Origin of the sequence: Spirosoma profusum (assembly GCF_014699005.1) — a bacterium.
Taxonomy (GTDB): domain Bacteria; phylum Bacteroidota; class Bacteroidia; order Cytophagales; family Spirosomataceae; genus Spirosoma; species Spirosoma profusum.
Genome location: NZ_JACWZY010000030.1, coordinates 49,055 through 72,529, shown reverse-complemented (window position 1 = coordinate 72,529; position 23,475 = coordinate 49,055). Strand labels below are relative to the sequence as shown.

The 23,475-nt window shown below is 46.0% G+C and carries 16 protein-coding genes; 10 read left to right on the top strand and 6 right to left on the bottom strand.

The window, feature by feature from the left end; genetic code table 11:
• Positions 1–52 precede the first annotated feature (52 nt).
• Positions 53–2,644, bottom strand: coding sequence for a hypothetical protein (locus IC229_RS27010; RefSeq protein ID WP_190890795.1), 2,592 nt, complete (start codon positions 2,642–2,644; stop codon positions 53–55).
• Between the two features lie 846 nt (positions 2,645–3,490).
• On the opposite strand from IC229_RS27010, the gene IC229_RS27005 reads away from it, so the two are divergent.
• From IC229_RS27005 to IC229_RS26975, 7 genes are all read left to right on the top strand, one after another.
• Complete coding sequence (locus IC229_RS27005) at positions 3,491–3,997, top strand: response regulator (protein ID WP_190890794.1); 507 nt, start codon at positions 3,491–3,493, stop codon at positions 3,995–3,997.
• Between the two features lie 213 nt (positions 3,998–4,210).
• Positions 4,211–5,383, top strand: a complete 1,173-nt coding sequence (locus IC229_RS27000; RefSeq protein WP_317171644.1) for a sugar transferase — start codon at positions 4,211–4,213, stop codon at positions 5,381–5,383.
• A complete protein-coding gene (locus IC229_RS26995) occupies positions 5,362–6,291 on the top strand; it encodes a glycosyltransferase family 2 protein (protein ID WP_190890792.1) in 930 nt (309 codons plus the stop codon). The genes IC229_RS27000 and IC229_RS26995 overlap by 22 nt, the downstream gene beginning before the upstream one ends.
• Before the next feature lie 20 nt (positions 6,292–6,311).
• On the top strand, positions 6,312–7,532 hold the full coding sequence (locus tag IC229_RS26990) for a glycosyltransferase family 2 protein (RefSeq protein WP_190890790.1): 1,221 nt from the start codon (positions 6,312–6,314) through the stop codon (positions 7,530–7,532).
• Positions 7,533–7,668: 136 nt separating this feature from the next.
• A complete protein-coding gene (locus tag IC229_RS26985) occupies positions 7,669–9,117 on the top strand; it encodes an O-antigen ligase family protein (protein WP_190890789.1) in 1,449 nt (482 codons plus the stop codon).
• Positions 9,114–10,256, top strand: a complete 1,143-nt coding sequence (locus IC229_RS26980) for a glycosyltransferase family 4 protein (protein ID WP_190890787.1) — start codon at positions 9,114–9,116, stop codon at positions 10,254–10,256. The genes IC229_RS26985 and IC229_RS26980 overlap by 4 nt, the downstream gene beginning before the upstream one ends.
• A gap of 32 nt (positions 10,257–10,288) precedes the next feature.
• Complete coding sequence (locus tag IC229_RS26975) at positions 10,289–11,467, top strand: glycosyltransferase (protein ID WP_190890785.1); 1,179 nt, start codon at positions 10,289–10,291, stop codon at positions 11,465–11,467.
• Positions 11,468–11,783: 316 nt separating this feature from the next.
• Here IC229_RS26975 and IC229_RS26970 read toward each other — a convergent pair whose 3' ends face one another.
• The 4 genes from IC229_RS26970 to IC229_RS26955 form a co-directional block, all read right to left on the bottom strand.
• Positions 11,784–12,428, bottom strand: a complete 645-nt coding sequence (locus IC229_RS26970) for a hypothetical protein (RefSeq protein WP_190890783.1) — start codon at positions 12,426–12,428, stop codon at positions 11,784–11,786.
• A 581-nt stretch (positions 12,429–13,009) separates the two neighbouring features.
• A complete protein-coding gene (locus tag IC229_RS26965; protein ID WP_190890782.1) occupies positions 13,010–13,648 on the bottom strand; it encodes an acyltransferase in 639 nt (212 codons plus the stop codon).
• Between the two features lie 100 nt (positions 13,649–13,748).
• On the bottom strand, positions 13,749–14,702 hold the full coding sequence (locus tag IC229_RS26960) for a hypothetical protein (protein WP_190890780.1): 954 nt from the start codon (positions 14,700–14,702) through the stop codon (positions 13,749–13,751).
• A 116-nt stretch (positions 14,703–14,818) separates the two neighbouring features.
• On the bottom strand, positions 14,819–15,565 hold the full coding sequence (locus IC229_RS26955) for a 4'-phosphopantetheinyl transferase family protein (protein WP_190890778.1): 747 nt from the start codon (positions 15,563–15,565) through the stop codon (positions 14,819–14,821).
• A gap of 296 nt (positions 15,566–15,861) precedes the next feature.
• On the opposite strand from IC229_RS26955, the gene IC229_RS26950 reads away from it, so the two are divergent.
• From IC229_RS26950 to IC229_RS26940, 3 genes are all read left to right on the top strand, one after another.
• Positions 15,862–16,689: a gliding motility-associated C-terminal domain-containing protein gene (locus tag IC229_RS26950; protein WP_190890776.1), complete on the top strand. Its 828-nt coding sequence runs from the start codon at positions 15,862–15,864 to the stop codon at positions 16,687–16,689.
• Between the two features lie 101 nt (positions 16,690–16,790).
• Positions 16,791–18,227 (top strand): MOP flippase family protein, encoded by a 1,437-nt coding sequence (locus IC229_RS26945; RefSeq protein WP_190890774.1) that lies wholly within the window; start codon positions 16,791–16,793, stop codon positions 18,225–18,227.
• 289 nt (positions 18,228–18,516) lie between these two features.
• Positions 18,517–19,113 (top strand): SHOCT domain-containing protein, encoded by a 597-nt coding sequence (locus IC229_RS26940; RefSeq protein WP_190890773.1) that lies wholly within the window; start codon positions 18,517–18,519, stop codon positions 19,111–19,113.
• Between the two features lie 254 nt (positions 19,114–19,367).
• Here IC229_RS26940 and IC229_RS26935 read toward each other — a convergent pair whose 3' ends face one another.
• Complete coding sequence (locus tag IC229_RS26935) at positions 19,368–23,468, bottom strand: non-ribosomal peptide synthetase (protein ID WP_190890771.1); 4,101 nt, start codon at positions 23,466–23,468, stop codon at positions 19,368–19,370.
• Between the last annotated feature and the right edge of the window lie 7 nt (positions 23,469–23,475).

The window sequence follows — 23,475 nt, the reverse complement described above, 5'->3', positions numbered from 1 at the left end:
GTATTCGCCTAAAGGCGAGGGATTTCCCCCGGAGTGATACATTAATTCTGGCCTAGCGCGATTTAGTTTTCGTTGGCTTCGACGGTGTTACGTTCTCTGGTGCAGGCGGCATTATTGGATCAGGCTCGGTTGTTGGCTGATTGCTCCGGCTGCGCCCTTCCCGGAAGACGACAAAACCAATCAATGCAATTAATAATACGTTGCATATCAGATCGATAGTATCACCTAATCGGGCCAGCGGTGGATCGAAACGGAATTCGATATTGTGTTTGCCAGTGGGTATACGTAGCGCTCGTAATACGTAGTTGGCACGCAGGTGCGGAGCTGGCTTTCCGTCGATAAACGCCTGCCAGTCTTCATGGCCTCGATAATAAATCTCTGAAAAAACAGCCAGCCCATCACGTGTAGCATTGGCCGAATAAATCAGTTTATCAGGGCGGTAACTTGTTAGTTGAATCGTGCTGCCTGTATGATCTAATTGGGCAGGCAGATTACCTAATTGGGCAGCAAATCGCTTATCAACCACAACCGAATCGCGTGGATTAAGCGTTTTCATCGCTGCCATTTCGGCATCGGCATCGGCTACCTGTTGTATGTTTCCGACAAACCAGGCCGCTCCCAATACTTCAGGATTTGGAATGGGAACTGGGCCAGGCTGTTGCTGTGGATTATTGGGGTCGGGCTGGCCGGGCTGAATAACGTATTTAGCATTCAGCATATTCAGAATATGCAACGTATTGTTCTGGAACGCGTGGTTAATCAGTTCATTATACCGACGCAAACGGGTAGTGTTATAGCCCCCAATCGACCGGTGGAAATAAGAAGCCCGGTTGCTTTCCATAAACGACCCCGTCTGATCGAAAACCCGGTAGCCAAGTGTTTTATCCTGAAGAATCTGCCCGTCGGCGGGCGTCGGATCAAAAATGGTTGTAACCTGCGATTTGGGAACAAAATCAGCGCTGTTGAGGAACCGTTTATCAACCGCAAACAGATCGAAAACAACAATGGCAAACAAGATCGGATAAAAAACCGCCGATTTGATTTTGTTGGTAATGAATAAATAAATAGCGCCAGCGGACAGCAAAATCAGAATAATGGAACGGAAGGCATCCGAACGCATCAAACTCTGCCGGTCGCTGATGAGGGGAGCCAGAAAATCTTTGGCGGCTTCACCAAGGCCCGTGCGGGCCAGCATATCGACATCATTGGGCCGTTGGAACGACAGAAATGCACTTCCCATTACAGCTATTATCAACGCTACACCCGCTGTTGCCGCCAGACTAATCAGCAGCGGTTGGCGCAACTGGGCAAATGTTAATTTCTGGTCGACAATCGCCTGAATTCCCATAGCGGCACCAGCAGCCAAAAATAACTGCGCCAGACATAGCGCCATAGTCATTGCTCTGAACTTGTTCAGATAGGGAAGGTAATCGAACAGAAGCTCGTTAAAGAACATAAAATTCTTACCCCAGGCGAGCATAATCATTAGTGCAGCTGCGCCTAACAACCACCACTTAATAGGGCCACGAATAACGAACATACCCAGCACAAATAAGAACAACAGCGCGGCTCCGGCATAGGCAGGTCCGCCCAGAATCGGCTGATCTCCCCAATACGTTGGGGCGCCTTCCTCCGCAAATTGTTTAGCTGCTGATGGATCGATTCCCCGATTTACTAAAGCTTTATAAAACTCGGAATCGGTCCCTAATCCGCCGATTGACCCCCCACCGTATACGTTCGGAATGAGCAGCGTCAGGGTTTCAGCTTTGCCGTAGCTGTATAAAAATGCATAATCTTTATCCAACCCTCCTTTCGATTCACTACTGGGCGTTTTGCCATCGGGATTAGTGGTTTTAGCTGTCAGTTCTGACTTACCCCGAATCGATTCTTTAGTGTACTGATTCAGTATTAGTAACCGTTTTCCAAAACTACCGGCTGCCAATACACCAGCCAGCAGCAACGTAGCGAGTCCAAACAGCAGTTGTCGGCTCTTACCGGTTCGTGCCAACGTAACGCCTTCCACCACGACGTATATACCTACCGTCATAAAGAGATAGTACGTTATCTGAATGTGGTTGGCCCCTAGTTCCATGCACAAAAAGAAGCCTGTCAGGGCGGCTCCGAGCAAGTACCGACCACGTAGCGCTAGAATCACCCCAGCCAGCATACCGGCTCCATATCCTAAGGCAAATAGTTTCGATACGTGCCCCGCTTCAAGGCTAACCACACTGAATGTACCAAGCCCGTAAGCAGCAGCGCCCATTGCCGAAAGCCACGAGTTACAGCCTAATACAACCAGCAGAATGTACATGCTCAGCATCACCACAAACAAAATACTGGCGGTGTTTGGCAATACGTTAACAAAGCCTGTAAAAGCCTTATAAACAAGTATATAAGGATAATGAAAATCAATCATATAGCCTGGCATACCGCTGAAAACAGCGTCAGTCCAAAGGGGTTTTTCGCCGGTTTCGCGGGCAAATTCCCGAATTTCGTGAGCAGCCGCCGAGGCTTCCTGCACATCGTGCATTGACAGAGTTTTACCTGATAATACCGGCAGAAAATAGATAGTGGCCAGCACAAATAGACCTATTACAGCAAACAGATGCGGGCGAAGCCGTTGAAAAAGGGTTGGATGATTCATAGAAAGTTAATAGCAACTCAGGCCAAAGATACGGCTTTGTGGTGAAACGGATAGACCGGGCAGTTGATTGTTCCAAAAGAGGCTTCAGAGTAGTAAAAGTACCCTCAGGCAGAGAGCTTCAACTCTATGTCACCCTTTATACTATTCTGTGGATAAGCCTAATAAACCTTCATTAATTTCTGTACTTTTCCGGGATTTCTTCCTTGACCAATACAAACAAATCAAGACGATGGCCTAATTGAGTAAAGTCGAATAAGTTGCTGGAATTAGCGAGAAGTTGATGCATCTGTGCAAATTTGTGATAGAAAATAAGTACTACTTTTTATAAATATATGACTACAAAATGAGTTAATTATATGTAAAAAGAAGCCAAAAAATGAGTTTTCTGTAGTTACTCAAATGAATTTTTATTAAATATATCGTTTACAGAATATATATATAATGCCAATTTAATATAATCATCAGTACTTATTATTTACCCGTGCACAAGCTGGGGAACGGGTATTTATTTACTATTTGGTAGGTTGTTTTCATCCAGAATTTGCATTTCAACCACCTACCGTTTAATCAATTTTGCATTTTACCTAGTTAACCACTTTTTAAGAGACAATTTGATGGCCGAAAGTTTTCATATGTAAAATTAAAAACGATAAGATATTGATTATCAACGCTTTAAATTAAATACTAATCACTATATACAAGTGGCCTTTTGATTTAACGGTGGTATATTTCAAAAAACGTTTGCTCCACCAGCCACATGTTTTTTTAAATTGAATTGTAACCTGAGAATGTCCTCGTAGTCTAAATTTTCAGAATCTAACCCATAAATGATTTTAAACAGGCATCATGAATACCAAACACAACCTACTCATAGTGGATGAAAATCCCTACGTGGTTGACATCCTCGCTCAAAATCTACGAAATGAATTTAACATCACAGTAGCAACTACAGGCCAGGAAGCAGCACGGTTATTAATTCAGGGAAATCGATTTGATTGCGTACTTACCGAATTGAATATACCCTTCTTTAGTGGTATTGAATTGACCAAGTTTATTCGGACGAGTCGCCTATTGCATCATCTTCCAGTTGTTATTCTGTCTAACGCACCCGATAGCAGTACACGCATCGAATGTCTGGAACAGGGAGTTGATGATTTTATTTCAAAACCATTCAATCCACTAGAAGTAAAAGCAAAATTGAATGCCCTGCTACGTCGGGCTGTCACTACGGAAGAAGGCCAGAAGCGATCAGCGATCACGCAGACACAACCAGTCAATAAACCCCTGTGGCAGCAACGCTCGCGTATACTGTCGATGCTTTTAGGTGATTACTCGCTCTCACAAAGCGCATAATTGACGGCATCAGTTACACTCTCTCCCTATAATAGCACCAATAAGTACCTGGATTCCAGTATCCTGATACGTCAGGAGTCCACAAGCATTGATGTTTAGCTAAGCAGTGTACGTTGACGCAGCCTATCAATAACTGCTTAGTTAAGCATCAACAAAAGTTACGTAATCCCATAAGTGTAGTATATCGACACTACAATCTGACTGAACACAACAATGCCTGGGTTAAGTGTTTTGCTGGTGGTCGAAGATGAATTAATTGCCAACCGAATTATAAATATGGTCGGCCCGGCCTGCCGTATAGTTCGCTTTAGTTACGCAATAGAGGTAAAATCCTGGTTCATCGGAAACCCCGGCATCAGTTTGGTAATTGCCGATAAGCTTAATGAATTCAGTACGGTAACCATGGTGCGGAGTAATCCGGCTTACGGACTTACTCCCATTCTGGTTACTTGTCTTTCTAAGGAAACCCAAATACCAAAAACTACAATTATGGACGGAGTTACAGACATGCTGGTTATCAACGAGGATAATTACGCGATACAATCTAAACTTAGCTATTACCTCAAATTAACGAATCGGATGCAGGCTTATGGAGTAGCGGATTATATTTATACCGTTAATCAGTTTAAACTCCCCTGGTGGAAGCGAGCCATTGATATTGCGGCTTCACTGCTGATTCTGACTATTCTCTCGCCGATCCTACTGCTGGTAGCGATACTGATCAAGCTGGATTCCAGAGGACCTGTTTTTTATAAGTCGAAACGGGCCGGAGCCAACTACTACGTATTTAATATGTATAAGTTCAGAACGATGGGCGTGGCTGCTGATCAGCTCATCAACAACATGGCTTCACATAATATCTACGCTACGGAATCCGCTTCTACGCCCATCTATCAAACAACGGAATTTCTGTGCAGCGCCTGTCGTGCCAAGGGTGTTGGCTGCCAGAGTTTACTTTTCGATAAAGATCAACCTATCTGTGAGAAACAATATTTACAGGACAACGAAAAGTCGGCGAAGTTCATGAAATTCCGTAACGACCCGCGCATTACACGCTTTGGTACGTTCTTACGGAACAGCAGCATCGACGAACTGCCGCAACTTTTCAACATCCTGCTCGGCCACATGTCGCTGGTTGGCAATCGACCACTGCCCCTCTACGAAGCCGAGAAACTAACCTCCGACGAATTTGCCCGTCGTTTTGCTGGTCCGGCTGGCCTTACCGGTTTATGGCAAATAAAAAAGCGTGCCAAAGGCCAGCCAGCCATGTCGGATCGGGAGCGGACGTTCCTCGATATTGAATATGCCAATTCGTTCTCGTTCAAAACCGACCTATATATTATGTGGCGGACGATTTTCAGCTTATGGCAAAAGGAGAACGTATAGGCAACAATGGGGTTCCTGAGCTTGTATCGATCATTACGATCAACTATAACCAGGCCGAAATTACCCGACAGTTTCTGGAATCGACCACGCGACTGACGTACCCAAACTACGAAATCATTATCGTGGACAATGCGTCGACAGAAACGCTCAGTTCCAGTATCGATTTGAGTCTATATCCAAAAGTCCGGTTGATACGTAGCGAAACCAATTTAGGCTTTACAGGTGGTAACAATCTGGGAATGTCCGAGGCCAAAGGGGATTACTTCTTCATTGTCAATAACGATACCGAAGTATCTGCTACGTTGCTTGATGAACTTCTTAAGCCATTTGCCACTGACGATACAATTGGCGTTACGTGCCCCAAGATCAAATTCCACGCGAGTCCGAAGGTATTGCAGTTTGCGGGCTATAATCCCATGAATATGCTTACCGGCACAGCCACCGCCATCGGATACAATCAACCCGACGAAGGACAATACGATCAGCCACACCAGACGTATTTTGCCCACGGTTGCGCCATGATGATACGTCGGTCAGTGGTGAAGCAGGTGGGTCGTTTTGCCGAGCGTTTTTTTCTGTACTACGAAGAACTCGACTGGTCGCAGCGGATACGTAACGCAGGTTATCAAATTTACTACCAGCCTACTGCTACTATTTTGCATAAAGAATCGGCATCGGTTGGGCAGCAGAGTACACTGAAGACGTATTACCTGACCCGCAATCGGATTCTGTTTATGCGCCGTCATTGCTCGCCTTTCCAGCGCTTGGTCTTTTATCTTTACTTCACTACGTGCGTATTTCCCAAACACATCATTTCGTATCTTGTCAAAGGGAAAATACAACACGCCAGGGCCTTTATTGACGGAACTCTCTGGAATCTAAGGTCCACCAGTGTATCACCCGTCTAGGTCTTTTACCATCATCAAACATGACGCTTTTCTATCAATTGGTTGGGTGGACGTTTTTTCTCCTGGCCTTTCTGGTTTTCTATACGTATCTGGGTTATGGCATCGTAGCCTGGCTATTGGTCAAGCTGAAGGGTAAGCAGGTAACGGCTCCTGCTACGTCGGAAACGGCCTTTCCCGACGTAACGATGATTGTTCCCGCCTACAACGAACTCGATTACCTGCCTGCCAAGCTGCAGAATTGCCTGAATCAGGATTATCCCGCCGAACACCTGCATCTACTTTTTGTGATCGAAGGTTCGACCGACGACTCTGCTACGTACCTGGCGGGACGTCAAAGGGATATTCCCAATCTGAAGGTTATTTCGGGAACGCAGCGACTCGGTAAAATTGTAGCTATGAACCGCGCCATGCAGCAGGTCACTACGCCTATCACCATTTTTACCGACGCCAATACGCAACTGAATCGCGAAGCGGTGAGCCGGATTGTGAAGCGTTTCGAACCCGCCGACATTGGTTGCGTAACAGGCGAAAAACGGATTCAACTGGAAGGTGAAGAAGCGGCCGCCGGAAGTGGCGAAGGACTTTACTGGAAGTATGAATCGTTTTTGAAAAAACTGGATGCCCAGCTTCACACCATTGTTGGAGCCGCCGGTGAATTATTCGCCATTCGGACTAATTTATACGAACCGGTCGAAGCTGATACGTTGCTGGACGATTTTATGATTTCGCTACGTATCGCCGGACGCGGCTACCGAGTCGACTACGCACCGGATGCCTACGCGCTGGAGCGCCCCTCGCATTCGGTGAGCGAAGAACGTAAACGGAAAGTGCGGATTGCCACGGGTGGTTTTCAGTCGATCAAACGACTTGCTTATTTGCTGAATATATTTTCGTACGGCTGGCTCAGCTTTCAGTACGTATCACACCGGGTGCTACGTTGGGCAGTAACTCCGTTCTGTCTGCCACTGCTGTTGTTGCTGAATGTGATTATGCTGACACAGTCAGCTACATCGGATAGTATGCTGTCGACAACATTCTGGCAATTGCTTTTTATTGGACAACTTGTTTTTTACGCAATAGCTACAATCGGTTACGTTCTTGAAAACCGACAGACCCGTTTCAAGCTCACTTTTGTACCATTCTATTTTGTCTTTATGAACTGGTGCGTACTGGCTGGTTTCATTCGTTTTTGTAACGGAAACCTGTCGGGCGTGTGGGAAAAAGCCAAACGGGCATCTTAATTCCTAATTACTACGTAAGTATATTTACTACCAAAGCCAATCAAGTTCACTTAGAAAATGCTAAATTTGGGTGTGAATCTATTTACAAAATCTCCATTTTAACAAACTTTAAGTTACCTGTTTTTAATACGTTAACATGCATCAACTTGACCAACCTATTTCCCTGGCCGAGCAATGGCGCGACAAGCCGTGGTTTCTGACGGTAGTAGGCGTCTTACTGGCTATGTTAGCTGGTTGGGTTATCGGAGCCTGGGGTATTTTAGGTGCGTTGGCTACTATTGGCATACCTGTAGCACTGGCAGTCGGTATCAGTGTTTTGCTGGAGCCAAGAATTGGGCTCTATATTTATTTACACCTCAGCTTCCTGATCGGTTTTACCCGTTTTTTGCCGCCTAACTTATCGCCCGGTACGGCTCTTGATGCGGTACTGGTACTCACCTTATTAAGTACGTTCCTGAACGGTAAACGGATGAACTGGAAACGGCTTCGGGAGCCGATTTTCTGGCTGATTATTGTCTGGTTTTCGTTCAATATCCTCGAATACTTTAACCCCGAACACCCACATCCAGCGGCCTGGTTTTATCACGCCCGCTCATTTTCGATAAGCTGGTTTATCGTAGCTATCATCGTTCTGGTAAATCCAATTACCAAATCCAATATTCTTCTGTTTTGTGTTACCTGGATTGTCTGGTCGTTTTTGGGAGCCTTATGGGGGTTCAAGCAGCAGTATATCGGGCTAGAATCGGCCGAACTCCGGTGGCTGGCCGAAGGTGCTGACCGTCAGCACATTCTTTGGGGGCAGCTTCGTAGCTTTTCGTTTTACTCCGATGCCGGGCAATTCGGCTCCGAGATGGCTGGCGTTACGCTTCTGTGTATTATTTTCTTTTTTGAAACTAAATCGTGGTTACTGAAAGCTATTTTGGCTTTTGTGGCGGTAATTCTTTTCTGGGGATTTGCGCTTTCGGGTACACGTGGTGCCCTTTTCGTGATTATAGGGGGTTATCCGGCCTATCTGTTTCTGAAACGTAATCCCGTACATATTTTACGGGGAGTTGCGATCGCCATACCCGTGCTGGCAATCCTCATGTTTACGCATATCGGCGATTCCAATTACCAGATATACCGGATTCGCACGGCGCTACGTCCTACGCAGGATGCTTCGTTCCAGGTACGTCTCGATAATCAGCAGAAATTACGAAACTACCTGAAAGATAAACCCTTTGGGGCGGGTATTGGAACGTCGTCGGGTGCTGGTCAGCGTTTTTCGCCGAATCACTTTGCCTCCCAAATTCCGACCGATAGCTGGTACGTTCAAATCTGGATTGAAACGGGCATAGTTGGCCTCACGCTTTACCTGATTTACCTCGCCAGTATCATACTGTTGGGAACCTATAAAATCTGGCAGTTAAACGATCCATGGACAATTAGTATCATGCTGGCCTTACTGGCTGAATTTATTGGCATCTGTGTCGTGAGTTATACAAACCCAATTTTAGGGCAATATCCGACCAGTACGTTGCTCTTCATTACGTCTGTGTTGTTCAGCACCTGCGAACGCTGGGACACTCAAAAGCAAACAGCATGAGAATCGGAATTGAGGCACAACGGCTCCTGAGGCCCCACCGGCACGGTATGGATATTGTCGCTTTGGAAACGATCCGGGCGCTGGCCGATTTTCCACAACATGAATTTGTGGTTTTTGTGAAACCCGATTCGAACCGCGATGGACTTCCCGACGTACCGAACATTCAGTTTGTCGAACTGGATGGCGGACCTTATCCGGTCTGGGAGCAATACGTACTTCCGAAAGCGGTGAAGCAATACGGCGTCGATTTATTGCACTGCACAGCCAACACGGCTCCATTACGTTGCTCGGTGCCCCTGGTACTGACGCTTCATGACATTATTTTCCTGGAAAATCAGCCACTGCTACGTGGTAGCTGGTACCAGCGATTCGGCAATCAGTATCGACGCTGGAACGTACCACGTGTGGTGAAATCCAGTGACCGCATCATTACGGTCTCCAACTTCGAACGGCAACGTATCATCGACCATATGCACCTGAATCCGGCGCAGGTCGTAGCCATCTGGAACGCCGTTAGCAGGCAATTCAGGGTGATTGATGATGCCGAGAAACTTGCTGAGGTTCGAAAAAAATACAACCTGCCCGAGTCGTTTATCTTTTTCCTGGGTAATACTGACCCGAAGAAAAACGTAGGTGGGGTGCTAAAGTCGCTGTTATGGCTTAAACAACAGGGGCAACTTTCGCTGCCAATCGTTATTTCCAATCTACCTCAAGCGTCGCTCGATACGTTACTGAACGAAATTGGTGGTCAATCGCTGGCCAGCGACATTCGTTTGTGCGGCTATATTCCCAACAACGTATTGCCGTTAGTGTATAATGCCGCCACTGTTTTTCTGTGTCCGTCGCTACGAGAAAGTTTTGGGTTGCCCATTCTGGAAGCCATGGCCTGCGGTACGCCCGTTTTAACATCCACTACGTCGTCGATGCCGGAAGTAGCGGGTGATGCGGCCCTTTTGGCCGACCCAACTTCATCCGAAGACATGGCTCGTAAGCTGTTACGTTTATTAATCGACAATGCGCTACGGACCGATTTACGCGAAAAAGGGCTGAAACGAGCCGAATTATTTTCCTGGCACGCAACGGCCAGTCACCTAATCGACGTATATACAATGTCGTTGGATGCCTCCCGACGCTCATGAGTTCTGACGATAAACGCCGTTTACCTTTTTCTATGAAGGACTTCGACAGTATTATTTGTGTTGGTCAGACCACCTGGGAAGGTGATTATCAGAAGGCTGTGGTGCAGTTGATGTCCGAACTGGCGGCCCGTCACAAAGTGCTTTACGTCGATTATCAGTATACGCTTAAAGATTGGGCGATGGGGCTTTTGGGGCGCCAACCAATGGCATTACGAGCACCGATACGTTTGAGTGATCCACTAACTAAAAAAACACTCGAAGACGGCATTGAAGCCTATGTTTGGGCACCACCGCTCATGCTACCCGTAAATTTCCTGCCGGTTAAGCCCCACGATGCTCTACTACGTCTGAACGTCAATAGACTAACAGCCGGACTCCGGCGGGTGATGGCAAAACTTGGCATGAAGAAACCGCTGGTTATTAATGCCTTTAATCCCGTTTTTGGACTGCCTATGCTCGGAAAACTGGGCGAGAGCGCAACCATTTATTACTGTTTCGATGAGATAACGGCCGCAAGCTGGATCAGTCGTCATGGACGGCGTTACGAATCGCTTTATTTACCTCGCGTTGATGCTGTGGTTACTACGTCCGAAACGCTACGTCGGACGAAATCTGAGCTTCAGCCGAATGCATTCTGTGTAAAAAATGGCGTTAATTTCGACTTGTTTAACCAAGCGCATTTCCTGGCGCAACAGGAACAGCCAACGAAACCCATTGTAGGCTATCTGGGAACCGCCGACAACCGAATTGACCTTGAACTAGTCGAGTATTGTGTACGAACCATGCCCGACGTAGTATTTCAATTTGTTGGTGAAGTAAAATCGGTAGCACTGAAGGAAGTCCTGTCCGCTTATCCGAATGTAGAGTTTATTCCGCCACACCAACCCCCACAATTACCCGCCTTACTTGCCCGAATGACGGCAGCCATGATTCCGTTCGTGTGCAACGAGCATACTTACACAATTTATCCCCTGAAAATCAACGAATATCTGGCGGCTGGCCTCTCCGTTGTGTCTACGCCTTTTTCGATTCTGGATGATTTTGACGGCGTTGTCGAACTGGCGAATAACCCGGAAGATTTCGCCAAAGCACTACGTTACGCTTTATCGGATAACGCTACGTCCCGAATTGACGAACGTATTGCGATGGCAAAAGCCAATTCCTGGGAAAAGCGGGCTGAAGAGTTTGAAGCGGTTATTCAGGGGATATAAGTAATCTGCTACGTAGCACGGGCAAAAATACAACTGACTGAGTAATTAGTGGCTTGTACATTATCCTTACATGTTGACTAACTACGAATTATATTATTCGATAAAAAGTTAATTCCATATAGATTGACCCTGTAATAAAAATAAAGAGCCTGTTTAAACTTTCAGACGCAATTCTAAAATGAGTGTTTTTGTCATGCTGACGCAGGAAGCATCTTGAGGCATCCTAAAGTACTAATGAGGAAAGTTTAAGATGCTTCCTGAGTCAGCATGACAAAAACCGCACTCGAATTAAAGTTTAAATAGGTTCAAAAAGTAGCTAGAATTGATAGCTGACGTAAAGGGCGTGAATCGGTTCAATGAACAACTGGTGAGTGCGTTGAAAATAGCTGGCAACATTTTGTTGGTTACCACTAAAGTCGCGATACTGATAAACCAAATGGCTTTCCAGTGTAAAACTGAGGTGGCTCCCTACGTAATAGCGGCCACCAATAAAACCAGCCACCCCTAGTCTCGTCTCTTCTTGTCTAATTGCTTCTAAACCGCTAGGAATTACTAGTACTCGAATTAAACTGTAGTGGAAATAAGGCTCAAGACCATATAAAACCGCGAAATGGCCGTACAACTTTTGGCGCTCATACCCCAATGCCAGGTTGATACTGGTTTGCTTTTCTTCTCCCGTTCCTACTGCTCCTCCTACTCCTGTTCCGGGATTGACTAAAAAGCGAGGCCATACTTTAAGTCGTAACGCTTTTCGGCCACTAGCTAATTCATAGTTACGTTTGAGAACGTATCCGTATGCATCTTTAGCCTTATCAACAAGGGGAAGTAAATCTATCCCTACTTCCCATTTATAGAAAGGCACTACTGATTTATTAGATTTAACCTGGATAGAGTCTTGACAAAATGAGAAGGAGGAAATAAAGAGAAGTAGAAAGGATGTTAGCAAGTATTGTTTGATCATAGAAAAGCGAATTTGATATATAAGTAGCTATTGTTAATAAGCTTTAGGACGATAAGAAATACCCAGTGTTTACTTGACTATAAAGCAAAAAAAGCTCCCACTTTCCGGGAGCTTACCGCTTGGGGATCAGGTCGCTTAGCGAGCCCGCATCCGGTAAATAGTCCGACCACGAAGGCCAACTAAAGGGCCACCTACTTCAATAATTCGGGGCCGGGGAGGGCGGTTGATGTGCAAAAGGTTCGTTTTCATTAGTGTAGTTGTTGTTTGTGATTGATGATACAAATATGAGGGTAACTCGTGAATCCACCTACCGAATTAGTACCAAACGCCGGATTTGAGGGATGAAGCAACAAAAAACAACGATCAACGGTGAAAACCTGATATTACATTATTCTAAGCACAGAAGTATGAAAACGCAATTTTTATAGTACAAAAATAAGATTTAGGATTCTTCTGATAGAGAATTTTCCTCCAATTCAGCATCTACTAGCTACAAACCAAAAAGCCAGACGACAATAAGTCATCTGACTTTCCAATTTTCATCAGTTTTATAGTTTTAGGCTTACAATTCCCCTGTTCTTTTACACAGGTAAATCGGCTGATTTTTTGGCGCTTACCCACTCTCCCACCTGCGCATCATAATATTTCAGGATTCGGGCAGGGTTACCTCCTACTATTGTATAAGCTGGTACGTCGCGCGTGACTACGCTGCCTCCGGCTACCACTGCATGGCGACCAATAGTAATACCAGCCGTTATCGTTACGTTAGCACCAATCCAGCAATCGTCCTCAATGATAATTCGATGTCGGGTAACGGCTTGATCGCGAATGGGTTTATGTACGTCTTCGTAGACGTGGTTCAGGCCGGATAATACGACGTGTTGCGCGGTTATTACGTTGTTACCAATAGTAACCGGGCCAATTACTACGTTCCCGATGCCCACCAACGTATTGCTTCCAATCTCAACACTACCAACGCCATTGTTGACTACACTAAAATCATCAATTATGCTTTGAGCACCCAACATGAACGGGTTGAAGGGCAGTACGTCCATCCGAACACTCGACCGAACAATTGACGTACGATGGCGCTGATGCACAAACGGATTTACGAACCAATTCACCCATCGGCGCGGGCGGGCCTGACCCGAGGGAATCAGCAGCCGGTGTACGAACTGCTTGAGGGCTGGTCGGTCGTCAATGTATTTTTTTAGCGACATCTTTTGGGTGAGTCAATCAGTGTGTTACGTCCCTTAGCTGTTCCGTTATCTAACAATACGTTTGTTTAGACAAAACCGATGCAACCCGACTGGCTTTCAATCAATAATTAGTGTCCAGATAATCAAATACTTCCTGTCTGTTTTTGGCGTGAAGGATTTTCGCACCCGACAGTGCCGGAAAAATAGTGGCGTATTCGTTAAAATGGTGCTCCATACCCCCACCCGGATGCGACAGAATGATATTTATGCCTTCAAAATAGCTGGCTAGAGCCGCCGTTCCGCCATGCATCGAAATAAACCGGTTGCAGTTGGCGTATACCATCAACTGGAGATGATTAAAGTTCGAAACTTTATCTTTATGCACCCCATATAAGTCATTCATTAGCAGCACTTCCGGATGATTTTGCCGCATCCATTCATGCTCATTCAAATCCATAATTTCACTATTATCGACCACAATCTGGGTTGATAAAGGTCGGTTATAGATGATCTGGTACCGCGATTTATACGTCGAAATAATTCGATCCAGAGCCGCTACGTCCAGAAAGTTTATGGGCGGTTTGTCCCATTCAATATTGTATTTATTGGCGATTATCAGAATCGGTTTATCGTAAACAAATACATCGTTTTTGTAATGCGCCTTCAACGGAACCCGTTTCCATTTCGAGAAACTGAACGACGGACTGTGCGTCATGTTGGGTACTTCATAATAACCGTATCCGCTTTCCCAAACCCGTTTATTATACTTCTCTTCATGATTTTCGCTGAAAAAATAAAACGGTTTCGTATTCGAACTCGACACTGTTTTTTTCAACGTACCGTTCAGAAAATGCCAATATGCAAACGGCATTACGTAACGCAATTCCTGATCGAATTCACCGTGAAAATCAACGACCTTATACGGGCTTTTGGTAACATAATCTTTGGCCCAGAATTGAAACTGATTTAACCGGGAATAATAGTTGTCACGAATGAAATACCGTAAATCGGGGCGAAGCCTGGGGTATTTTACTGTTACCAACACGTAAAGAGCTTTCAGCACGAACTGCTGCATAACGTCAATGGGTCTGTTCAATGGGGCGATATGAACTTGCTTTAAGTTTACCATTTACAAATTATGAAAACAAGTAATATATCATAAGAACTGTACACATTTCTCTATTTTGACGTTTAATGCTCTAAATAGCCACTATCGATAGAAAAAAATTTAGGGAATTTTAATCTCGGTCGATAAGCCACCGCTGATAGATAATCATTTACCGTCGGAAAGCTCAGTACTGACCACGAATCGGTTTCTCCCAATACGTCATTTCGTACGGAATGGATGCCTTTCAATGAGGGAATTTTTGCAAAATCGTCGTCAAGACCTTTACCAGTAGCTTTGAGAAGGGCTTCCTTTCGCGTCCATAATTCATAAAACTGATGTCGGGCATCCGGTGTCTCCGCCAGTTGCTCCTGCTCCTGTCGACTAAAACTCTGCTGAACAATATCTTGCCAGGAAAACGTATCGTTTACCTGCTCAATATCGACCCCGACAGGCTCACGGGCAAAAGCCAGCAACACCCACTGGCCCGCGTGCGATACGTTAATATGCCAACCCGTTGCTCCACTTAATTCTGGTTTTTTCATGGAGCTAAGTGTAAACTGGATGCTGTTTGGGGATTGATCGGTATATTTTCCGGCCAGAATCCTGAGTAATCCTCTGGCGTAGCTGAATCGCTGCCTGTCCTGTAGTCGGTAATAGCGTTCTGCCTTTACCCGCTCATCTGGAGACAGAACAGCTTCCCATGCCCACGTACTGAACGTATCGGGCAAGCGAAACCTAAATACCGCTACGTCGTCATCAAAGTGGCATTCCGTTTCGGTAAGCCACGTAACATGTTCGATCGATGCGCAGGATACTGTTGAATAGTACATTTTTATTTACACATATTAAAAAACTATTAATTTAATATATACTCTCTATATAATTGATTGATAATTAGACAATTCCATAAAGCAACTGGTGACCGCCCATTGAGCCAGTCGTCTAAATGCTTATTATGCGTTACGCTGCCCATAATTTTACCATCAATAGCCTTACATTGTCGGGTCGAATCCGGGTAGCAACAAGCGTGGTTATCTGGTTGCTTATAAGCTGTAACCTCCCTGTTTTTTCTCAACGTTGTAATGCCCCTTCCAGTGACTTAATTATAAATCAGTCTTTTGGGTCGATGCAACAAAATGTATCCCTGACCGGCTTAACGGCTTATTCCTACATAGCGTCCGCTTGTCCGGAAGACGGTCAATATACCATTTCAAACGCAGTCGACGGTACGTGTTTCAGTTCATTCTGGCATGCTTTATCCGAAGATCATACGCCTGGCGATGTAACTGGTAAGCTGATGATTGTAAATGGGGCATTTGAAGCAGGGGAATTTTATAAACAACCGATTGCAGCTGGTTTGTGTCCGGGTACAAGTTATGAATTATCGCTCTGGGCTGTAAACTTAATCAAGCCCGGCGTGTGTCAAAATTCTGTGTTACCTAACCTGACCATCCGCGTCGAAACGGAAGATGGAACAATATTAAAGTCAATTGATTTAGGGACCATTATCGAAACACCAACGCCCGTCTGGAATCAGTATGCAACTGTTTTCACAGCTCCTTTAACCGATGAACGCGTAGTTATTAAACTCTTGAATCAGGAAGGCGGCTGCGGCAACGATCTGGCAATTGATGATATTCAGCTTAGACAATGCAGTTCCTGTATGCCCGATCCGGTGTACGTACCGGATGTCTTTACGCCAAATAACGATGGTGTAAATGATGCCTTGACTGTATTTTTTCAGGACGTAGCATCGTTCAGCTTGAAAATTTATAACCGGTGGGGCAGCCTTATATTCGCAAGCACTGACCCGGAAAATAAATGGGACGGTACGTTTAATGGAAGTCCTTGTGCCACTGGTGACTATGCCTGGGTACTTTCGTATAAGTCAGCCCGGTCGGTTGGTACTGAAAATGATTACGTTCGGACGGGGAGAGTGCGATTGATACGTTAACTGGCTTTTTATTATCCGAAAATAATCCTTAAATCGACAAAACATTGGTAGGCATTACGTATAAAAGTCCAGCTAAAAAAGTTCGTCAACCTAGTACTGAAATGAGTAACACCCAGAAAGCAATGAACGGCGGGAAGTGGATCACACTTTCCACGGTTATTTCGACCTTATTTCAATTTCTACAGGTTGCCGTACTAGCCCGCATTCTGGACCCTTCCGATTTTGGTATAGTGAGTATCAGTAACCTGATCATCTCGTTTTTCCAGCTTTTCTCGAATCTGGGTTTTTCGAATTCCATCATTTACAGGCAGGAAAGCGACCGTAACGTACTATCGACACTCTACTACCTAAATCTGCTGATTGGGGTTGCTTTATACGTATTGATGCACCTTAGTTCGCCCTTCATCGTGTCCTTCTACCACGAACCGAAGCTAGCACACGTACTGAATATATCTTCCTATTATTTTGTAGTGGGTTATTTTGGGCAGTTATACATGTTTCTGCTCGAAAAGGAGTTGCGGTTCCGCTCGGTAGCCTGTATCGACATTGGGGCCAGCGTTATTGGAACGATCACAACTGTCGTATTAGCCTACAGTGGTTATCACGAATTATCGCTCATCATCGGTACGTTGGTTACCCAGTCGGTGAAGTCGACGCTGCAAATTGCCTTTGGTTTTTCACTGTTCAGACCAGCTTTCTTCTTTAAACTGAAAGCCGCCCAGGACCACCTCCGGTTTGGGATCTACAATATGGGAGAGGGAATTTTAAGCTTTATTCAGTTCAATTCCGACAACATTTTTATTGGGGGGATGCTGGGTGTCAAAATGTTGGGTTATTATACCATTGCGTACCAACTCTCGGTTTTCCCAATCACCAAACTCAACCCAATTATTTTACAGGTGGCTTACCCTATTCTGGCAAAGATGAAAGACAGCAATGCCGAACTGAAAAAGTCGTACCTGAAAATTCTGGATTTCATCAGCTATTGCAACATGCCGCTGCTAGCCGGACTTTTCATTACGGCCGACAGCGTTGTTCCGATGATTTACGGACCTGGTTGGGAAAAGACAATCGAACTTATCCAGTTTTTTGTCTTTGTCGGACTTTTCGCTTGTCTGAGTCACCCGCTGTATACACTTGCCTTTACGAAAGGGAAACCTAGTCTGTTGTTCTACCTGAACCTGGGAACGCTGGTCGTAAAAATTCCGATGGTCTATTTTTTTGGTACGTGGTGGGGCGTTACGGGTATTGCGGTGGCATTCATGCTGTCAACGTTCCTGAATATGGTGGCCAATTTTGCGATTGCCCATTCATTGATCGGCGAGTTTATGGGCAATTTCCTGAAAAACTTTGCCAAACCGTTCCTCTTCTGCCTAATTATGATTGGTGTTGTTTGGGCTTATAAATCACTTGTTGGCAATACCGGTACGTTCAATACCATCATAGAAATCTGCCTCGGGGGCGCTACGTATGCTGTTCTTACGCTGCTTTATAAACTTTCGTTGTCCGAGTTGAAAGCGTATCGACAGGCGTTATAAACCTCGATAAGCTTCTCTCAGCGGTTTATCATTTACTACGTTCACTTTGAACCTGTTTAAACTTTTATGGTAGAGCCGTTTTTGTCATGCTGACACTAGTCTCAAAAGTTTGAACAGCTTCTATATAATACACGTCGGGCCGTCCGAAATCAATTGATTTCAGGCGGCCCGACGTGTTATAAGCTTATCCTATTTATCTTTACAGCATTTAGATGTACATGTTTTCGTCTATCGATTTACTGATTACTAAAACCTATTTTCTAACCCATTTTCAACTCTATTTACAGGAATGACAAGACGTTTTCTCTCTTTATTAGTAGTATGTTTTTTCGTTTTTAATGCATTAAATAGTACAGCCCAGAGCGGCCCGGTAACAGCCGATGAAGCACGGGAACAGCGATTAGATTCGGATCGGCTCGTAAATGGCTACAAAACGTCAATACCGGGCTGGGTAATCAAAGTCGGAGACACACTTTATTTTGGCAAAGCGTCTCAGCCGAATAAGCAGTTTGGCTTCGTATATGAAACGCCGAGTACCTATGTGAATGGCCGATTGGTATATCGCTACCTACCATCTGATTACGCTGGCAAACGGGGTATTGTGAAAGATTTAATCCAGAATGGCACTAAGCGTCAGGGATTTAAAATGTGCGCTGAAATAGGCGTGGGTATGCTGGTTCGGTATTACGCAGAACTTGACAATGCCATTGAAGCAGGTGAGGTGTTACCTCCGCCAAGTCATCGAACAACTGCGTCTTCTGCCAAAACAGCTACGGGTAGCGTGAGCGTGGCTGATGAAATACTTAAATTAAAGCAGCTAATGGATGCAGGTGCGCTTAGCAAGGAAGAATTCGAAGCGCAGAAGAAGAAACTCTTGAATAACTAAACTTAAAAAGGGAAGCTAGCCTCCCTTTTTAAGTTTAGGACGTAGTGTGAATTATGGATAAGTCTATATATTGCTTACGCGAGGGGCTTCGACAGGCTCAACCTGACAGTCAATTCGATTAAGGACTTTAAGTTGACTGTCAGGCTGAGCCTGTCGAAGCCCCTCGCGTAAGCAACGTACTGGAAGTAAGGCAGTTAATTTATCGAATATCTATAACTCACGTTACATAGAAATAGACAGATCTACTTTAGTAGCTAACTGTTATCCAGCGCTTTCTGCAGAGCTTCGGCAAATACCTTGTCGTTGGGGGGAAGGAGCATCATTTCGTGGTCGCCGGGAACGCTATGAACACGAACGCCTTTCAGGGCGTATTTTTTCCAGCCCAGGAACTTATTATCATCTACGAAATAAACGCGCATTTGCGCTTTAAACAGATCGACGATACCGGCGTAGGGACGCATTTTGTAATTATAGAAAGCAGTCTCGTGCTTCTCCATAATGGCGTTCAATTGGTCGAACTCTTTCTCGACCACCGGTGGTTTCTGAAGACCAGTAGCCAGCAAAAGAGCTTTCACCTGCCGCTCAACGTATTGCTGCTGATACCGAATGGTGAGCATCGGATGACGTAGCAACGACTTTGTAACCCATAGCATTTTTGGAAACTGTCGGAATATTTTCCGTCGTATCCAGCTAATCATATCCTGACGGCTGTCCGACTCCTGTGCGTTCGTGTCGAACATAGCCAGCAGTTTCACGTCCTTGCCCATTTCTTTGATCTGGCGGGCCATTTCGAGTGCTACGTATCCTCCAAATGAGTAACCCGCAATGGCGTAAGGGCCATCGGGATTCTGCTGCATCACCTCTTCCAGATATGCCGATGCAATGGCCTCCATGTTGTCGAGCGGTTCTTCTTTCCCATCCAGTCCGCGCGCCTGCAACCCATAAATGGGCTGTTCTGGGTCCATGTAATTAACTAAACCACTGAAATTCAATAGATTTAGGCCAATTCCATGAATAATATAAATAGGAACTTTGTTGCCTTGCGGTCGTATAGGCACCAGCGATTTCCACGTAGCAGGTTGCTCCTCAGTCTGAACAAGCTGGGCTAGTTTCCGAATGGTTGGATAAGTGAGCAGCGTAGACAAAGGTAGACGCCGGCCAGTCTCTTTTTCAAGCTGCGTCATCACCTGAACAGCAATCATGGAGTGCCCACCCAACTCGAAGAAGTCGCTGTCGATACCTACTTTTTCCATTCCAAGCCCTTCGGCCCAGATACCGGCAATCAGTTTTTCTGTATCCGTAACCGGCGCGGCCAGTTCTCCTTTTTCGGACAACAACGAGGCTGGTTTAGGCAGCGCCTTCCGGTCTATTTTACCGTTGGGCGTAACGGGTAACTGCTCCAGACTGACAAAATCCGACGGCACCATGTACGTCGGTAATACGTCCTGAAGCTTGATACGCCAGGTTGGTACTCGTGCTAAAAAGGCATCGGCCGTCAGGAAAGGGTCAGTCACTACGTAGGCAACCAGCCGCTGATCGCCGGGGCGATCTTCACGAGCCATCACTACTACGTCTTTAACCCCCGGCTGAGTCACCAGCGCGTGCTCAACTTCGCCCAGTTCGACCCGGTACCCGCGAATTTTCACCTGCTGGTCGATACGTCCCAGGCAATGGATTTCGCCGTCGCCCATAAATTTACCGAGGTCGCCCGTACGATACATTTTGGTCTTTTTCGACGTATCGAAAGGGTTCGGCACAAATTTCTCCTGTGTCAGTTCAGGGCGGTTAAGATAGCCCCGCGCCACGCCATCACCAGCCAGATAGATCTCGCCAACGACTCCTTCCGGCAACGGATTCAGTTGTTCGTCGAGAATGTAAACCTGCGTATTTTGAATAGGCCGACCGATTGTAATGATTTCGTCGGTGGCCAGAATCTGCTTTCCTGTCGAATAGATGGTGGTTTCGGTTGGGCCATACATATTCCAGAGAGAGTCGCAGCGGGCCGTGATTTTCTGCGCCAGATCTTTCGATAGTGGCTCTCCGCAGCAAAGGATTTTCAGCGGTAATGGCTCTTCCCAACCGGCTGCCAGCATCATTTTGTAAGTTGCTGGTGTCGCCTGGATGATGGAAATCTGCTGTTCTTCCGAGACGGAAAGCAAAGCCCGGCCATCCTTGGTCGTTTCCGAATCGGCCAGCACCAACGTAGCACCGACCAGCAGCGGCAGGTATAATTCCAGACCGGCAATGTCGAACGAAATGGTTGTGACCGCCAGCAGTCTATCGTCTTTGGTGATACCGGGCCAGGGAATCATACTATACAGCAGATTCACAAGATTGCGGTGTTCAATCAATACGCCCTTAGGTTGGCCTGTTGAGCCGGATGTATACAGAATATACGCCAGATCGGTTGGCGAAACGTTACGTTCGGGAAGCTCTTTGGAGAAGCCATCGAGCGATTTTAATACGTCGTCGATGAGCAGAACCGTCGTCTGATTCGTTAATCGACCACCCGCCTGATACGTAGCACCACCTCCTACGTGGTATTTGGTCGACGTAATGAGCATACTCGCTAACGAATCGGCCAGCATAAACGCAATTCGGTCGTGAGGATATTCCGGGTCAATCGGTACGTAGGCGGCCCCCGCTTTCATGACCGCCAGCAACGTAATGAGCATTTCGGGCGAGCGATCCAGAATAACGCCAACCACGCGCCGTTCGGTACCTGCGCCAACGCCATGCTGCTGAATGACATGCGCCACCTGATTGGCCAGTTCGTCCAGTTCACGATACGTTAATGTGGGACGTTGTGTATTCGGATTGGTGAAAATCAGCGCAGTTCTGTCGGGATATTCTTTCGCGGCCTTTGTCAGTAATTCAGGTAACGCGCTATTTTTCGGATAAGCCGCTTTGGTATTATTCCAGGCGGCTAACTTTTTAAGCTGTTCGTGCTGATTGGTCAATTGAATCTGCTCAATCAGTACGTCCGGGTTACCGACCAATTCATTCAGAATATGGGTGAATTCGGTCATCATCCGGTCAATGGATTCTTCTTTAAATAGCTGAGTGTTATACGCCCATTCAATAATCATGGGTTCGCCGGAACCATTTGTCGGTACGTTACCACTAATATTGACAAAAAGATCGACAGCACCGAACTGGCGTGGATTACTGATAAGTTTATATGTAAGTCCGAAGAAATCAACATCATCGTCCAGCCCCATATCTACGTTAAAAATAACGGGAACCAGCGGCACCCGCGATGGATCACGGGCGATGGCCAATTTGTTGAGCAGACTGCTAAACGTCAGACGTTGATATTCGTATGCATCCAGTACAGCTTCTTTCCGGGCTTTTAAAAACTGAAGGAAACTTTGCTCTGGCTGCGGGAAACTACGTAGCGGTAACAAATTTACACAATGTCCCACCAAATTTAAATAGCCCGTGGCCGACTGACCGGCGGTAGGAAGCCCCACTACAATATCGCTCTGGCCAGTAAGTCGGCATAAAAAAACCTCAAAGGCCGCCAGCAGCGTCGTAACAAAGCTACAGCCCGCTTTCAAACCCATTTGCTTGACCGCCAGTGCCAGCGAAGCCTCAAGTGGGTAATCGCTACGTCCGCTGTCGTAAGTACGTAACGCCGGGCGCGCAAAATCAGTCGGTAAATCCAGCACCGGTACACTTCCCCGATACTGATCAAGCCAGAATTTCTCAACTTGCCGATGTTCAGCACTAGCCATAAACGCCTGTTGTTCAGCCGCGTAATCGCTATAGCGCGGTGCTTCGGGCAAGTTTGGAACACTTTGTTGAACGCTGGCCGAATAGAGCTTACTCAGATCCTGCAAAAGGATACCCAACGACCAGCCATCGCAGACAATGTGATGACCTGTGAGCGTAAAATGGTGAACTGTGTCCGATAATTTAATCAGGCACCCTTTTATGAGCGGGCCATTGACCAGATCGAACAGATACAAGGTGTCCTGCTGAACATATTCCTGAATGAGTCGGACTTGTTCTGCGCTGGTTTTTGTGGAGTAATCGGAATAAAGCAGATCTACATCGAGGGCATCAAACACGCACATCTGTTTTCCATCGGCACTAAACGCCGAATGGAGTGCTTCGTGACGTTGCAGCACAGCTTGCCAGGCATGCGCAAAAGCCTGACGGTCTAACGAACCGTTAAATCGTAGTGAAACGGATTCATTAAACGCCCGGTTTGCGTCGTCGCCCCCAAACAGACAGGTTGTCCATATTTCAATTTGCGGCTCGGTCGACGGTGCCAAGCGGACAATTTCAGGGCCGGCAAACGGATCAAAATCAACAGCAACAAGATTTACGTTCGTACTATCTTTCACCATTCGTAAT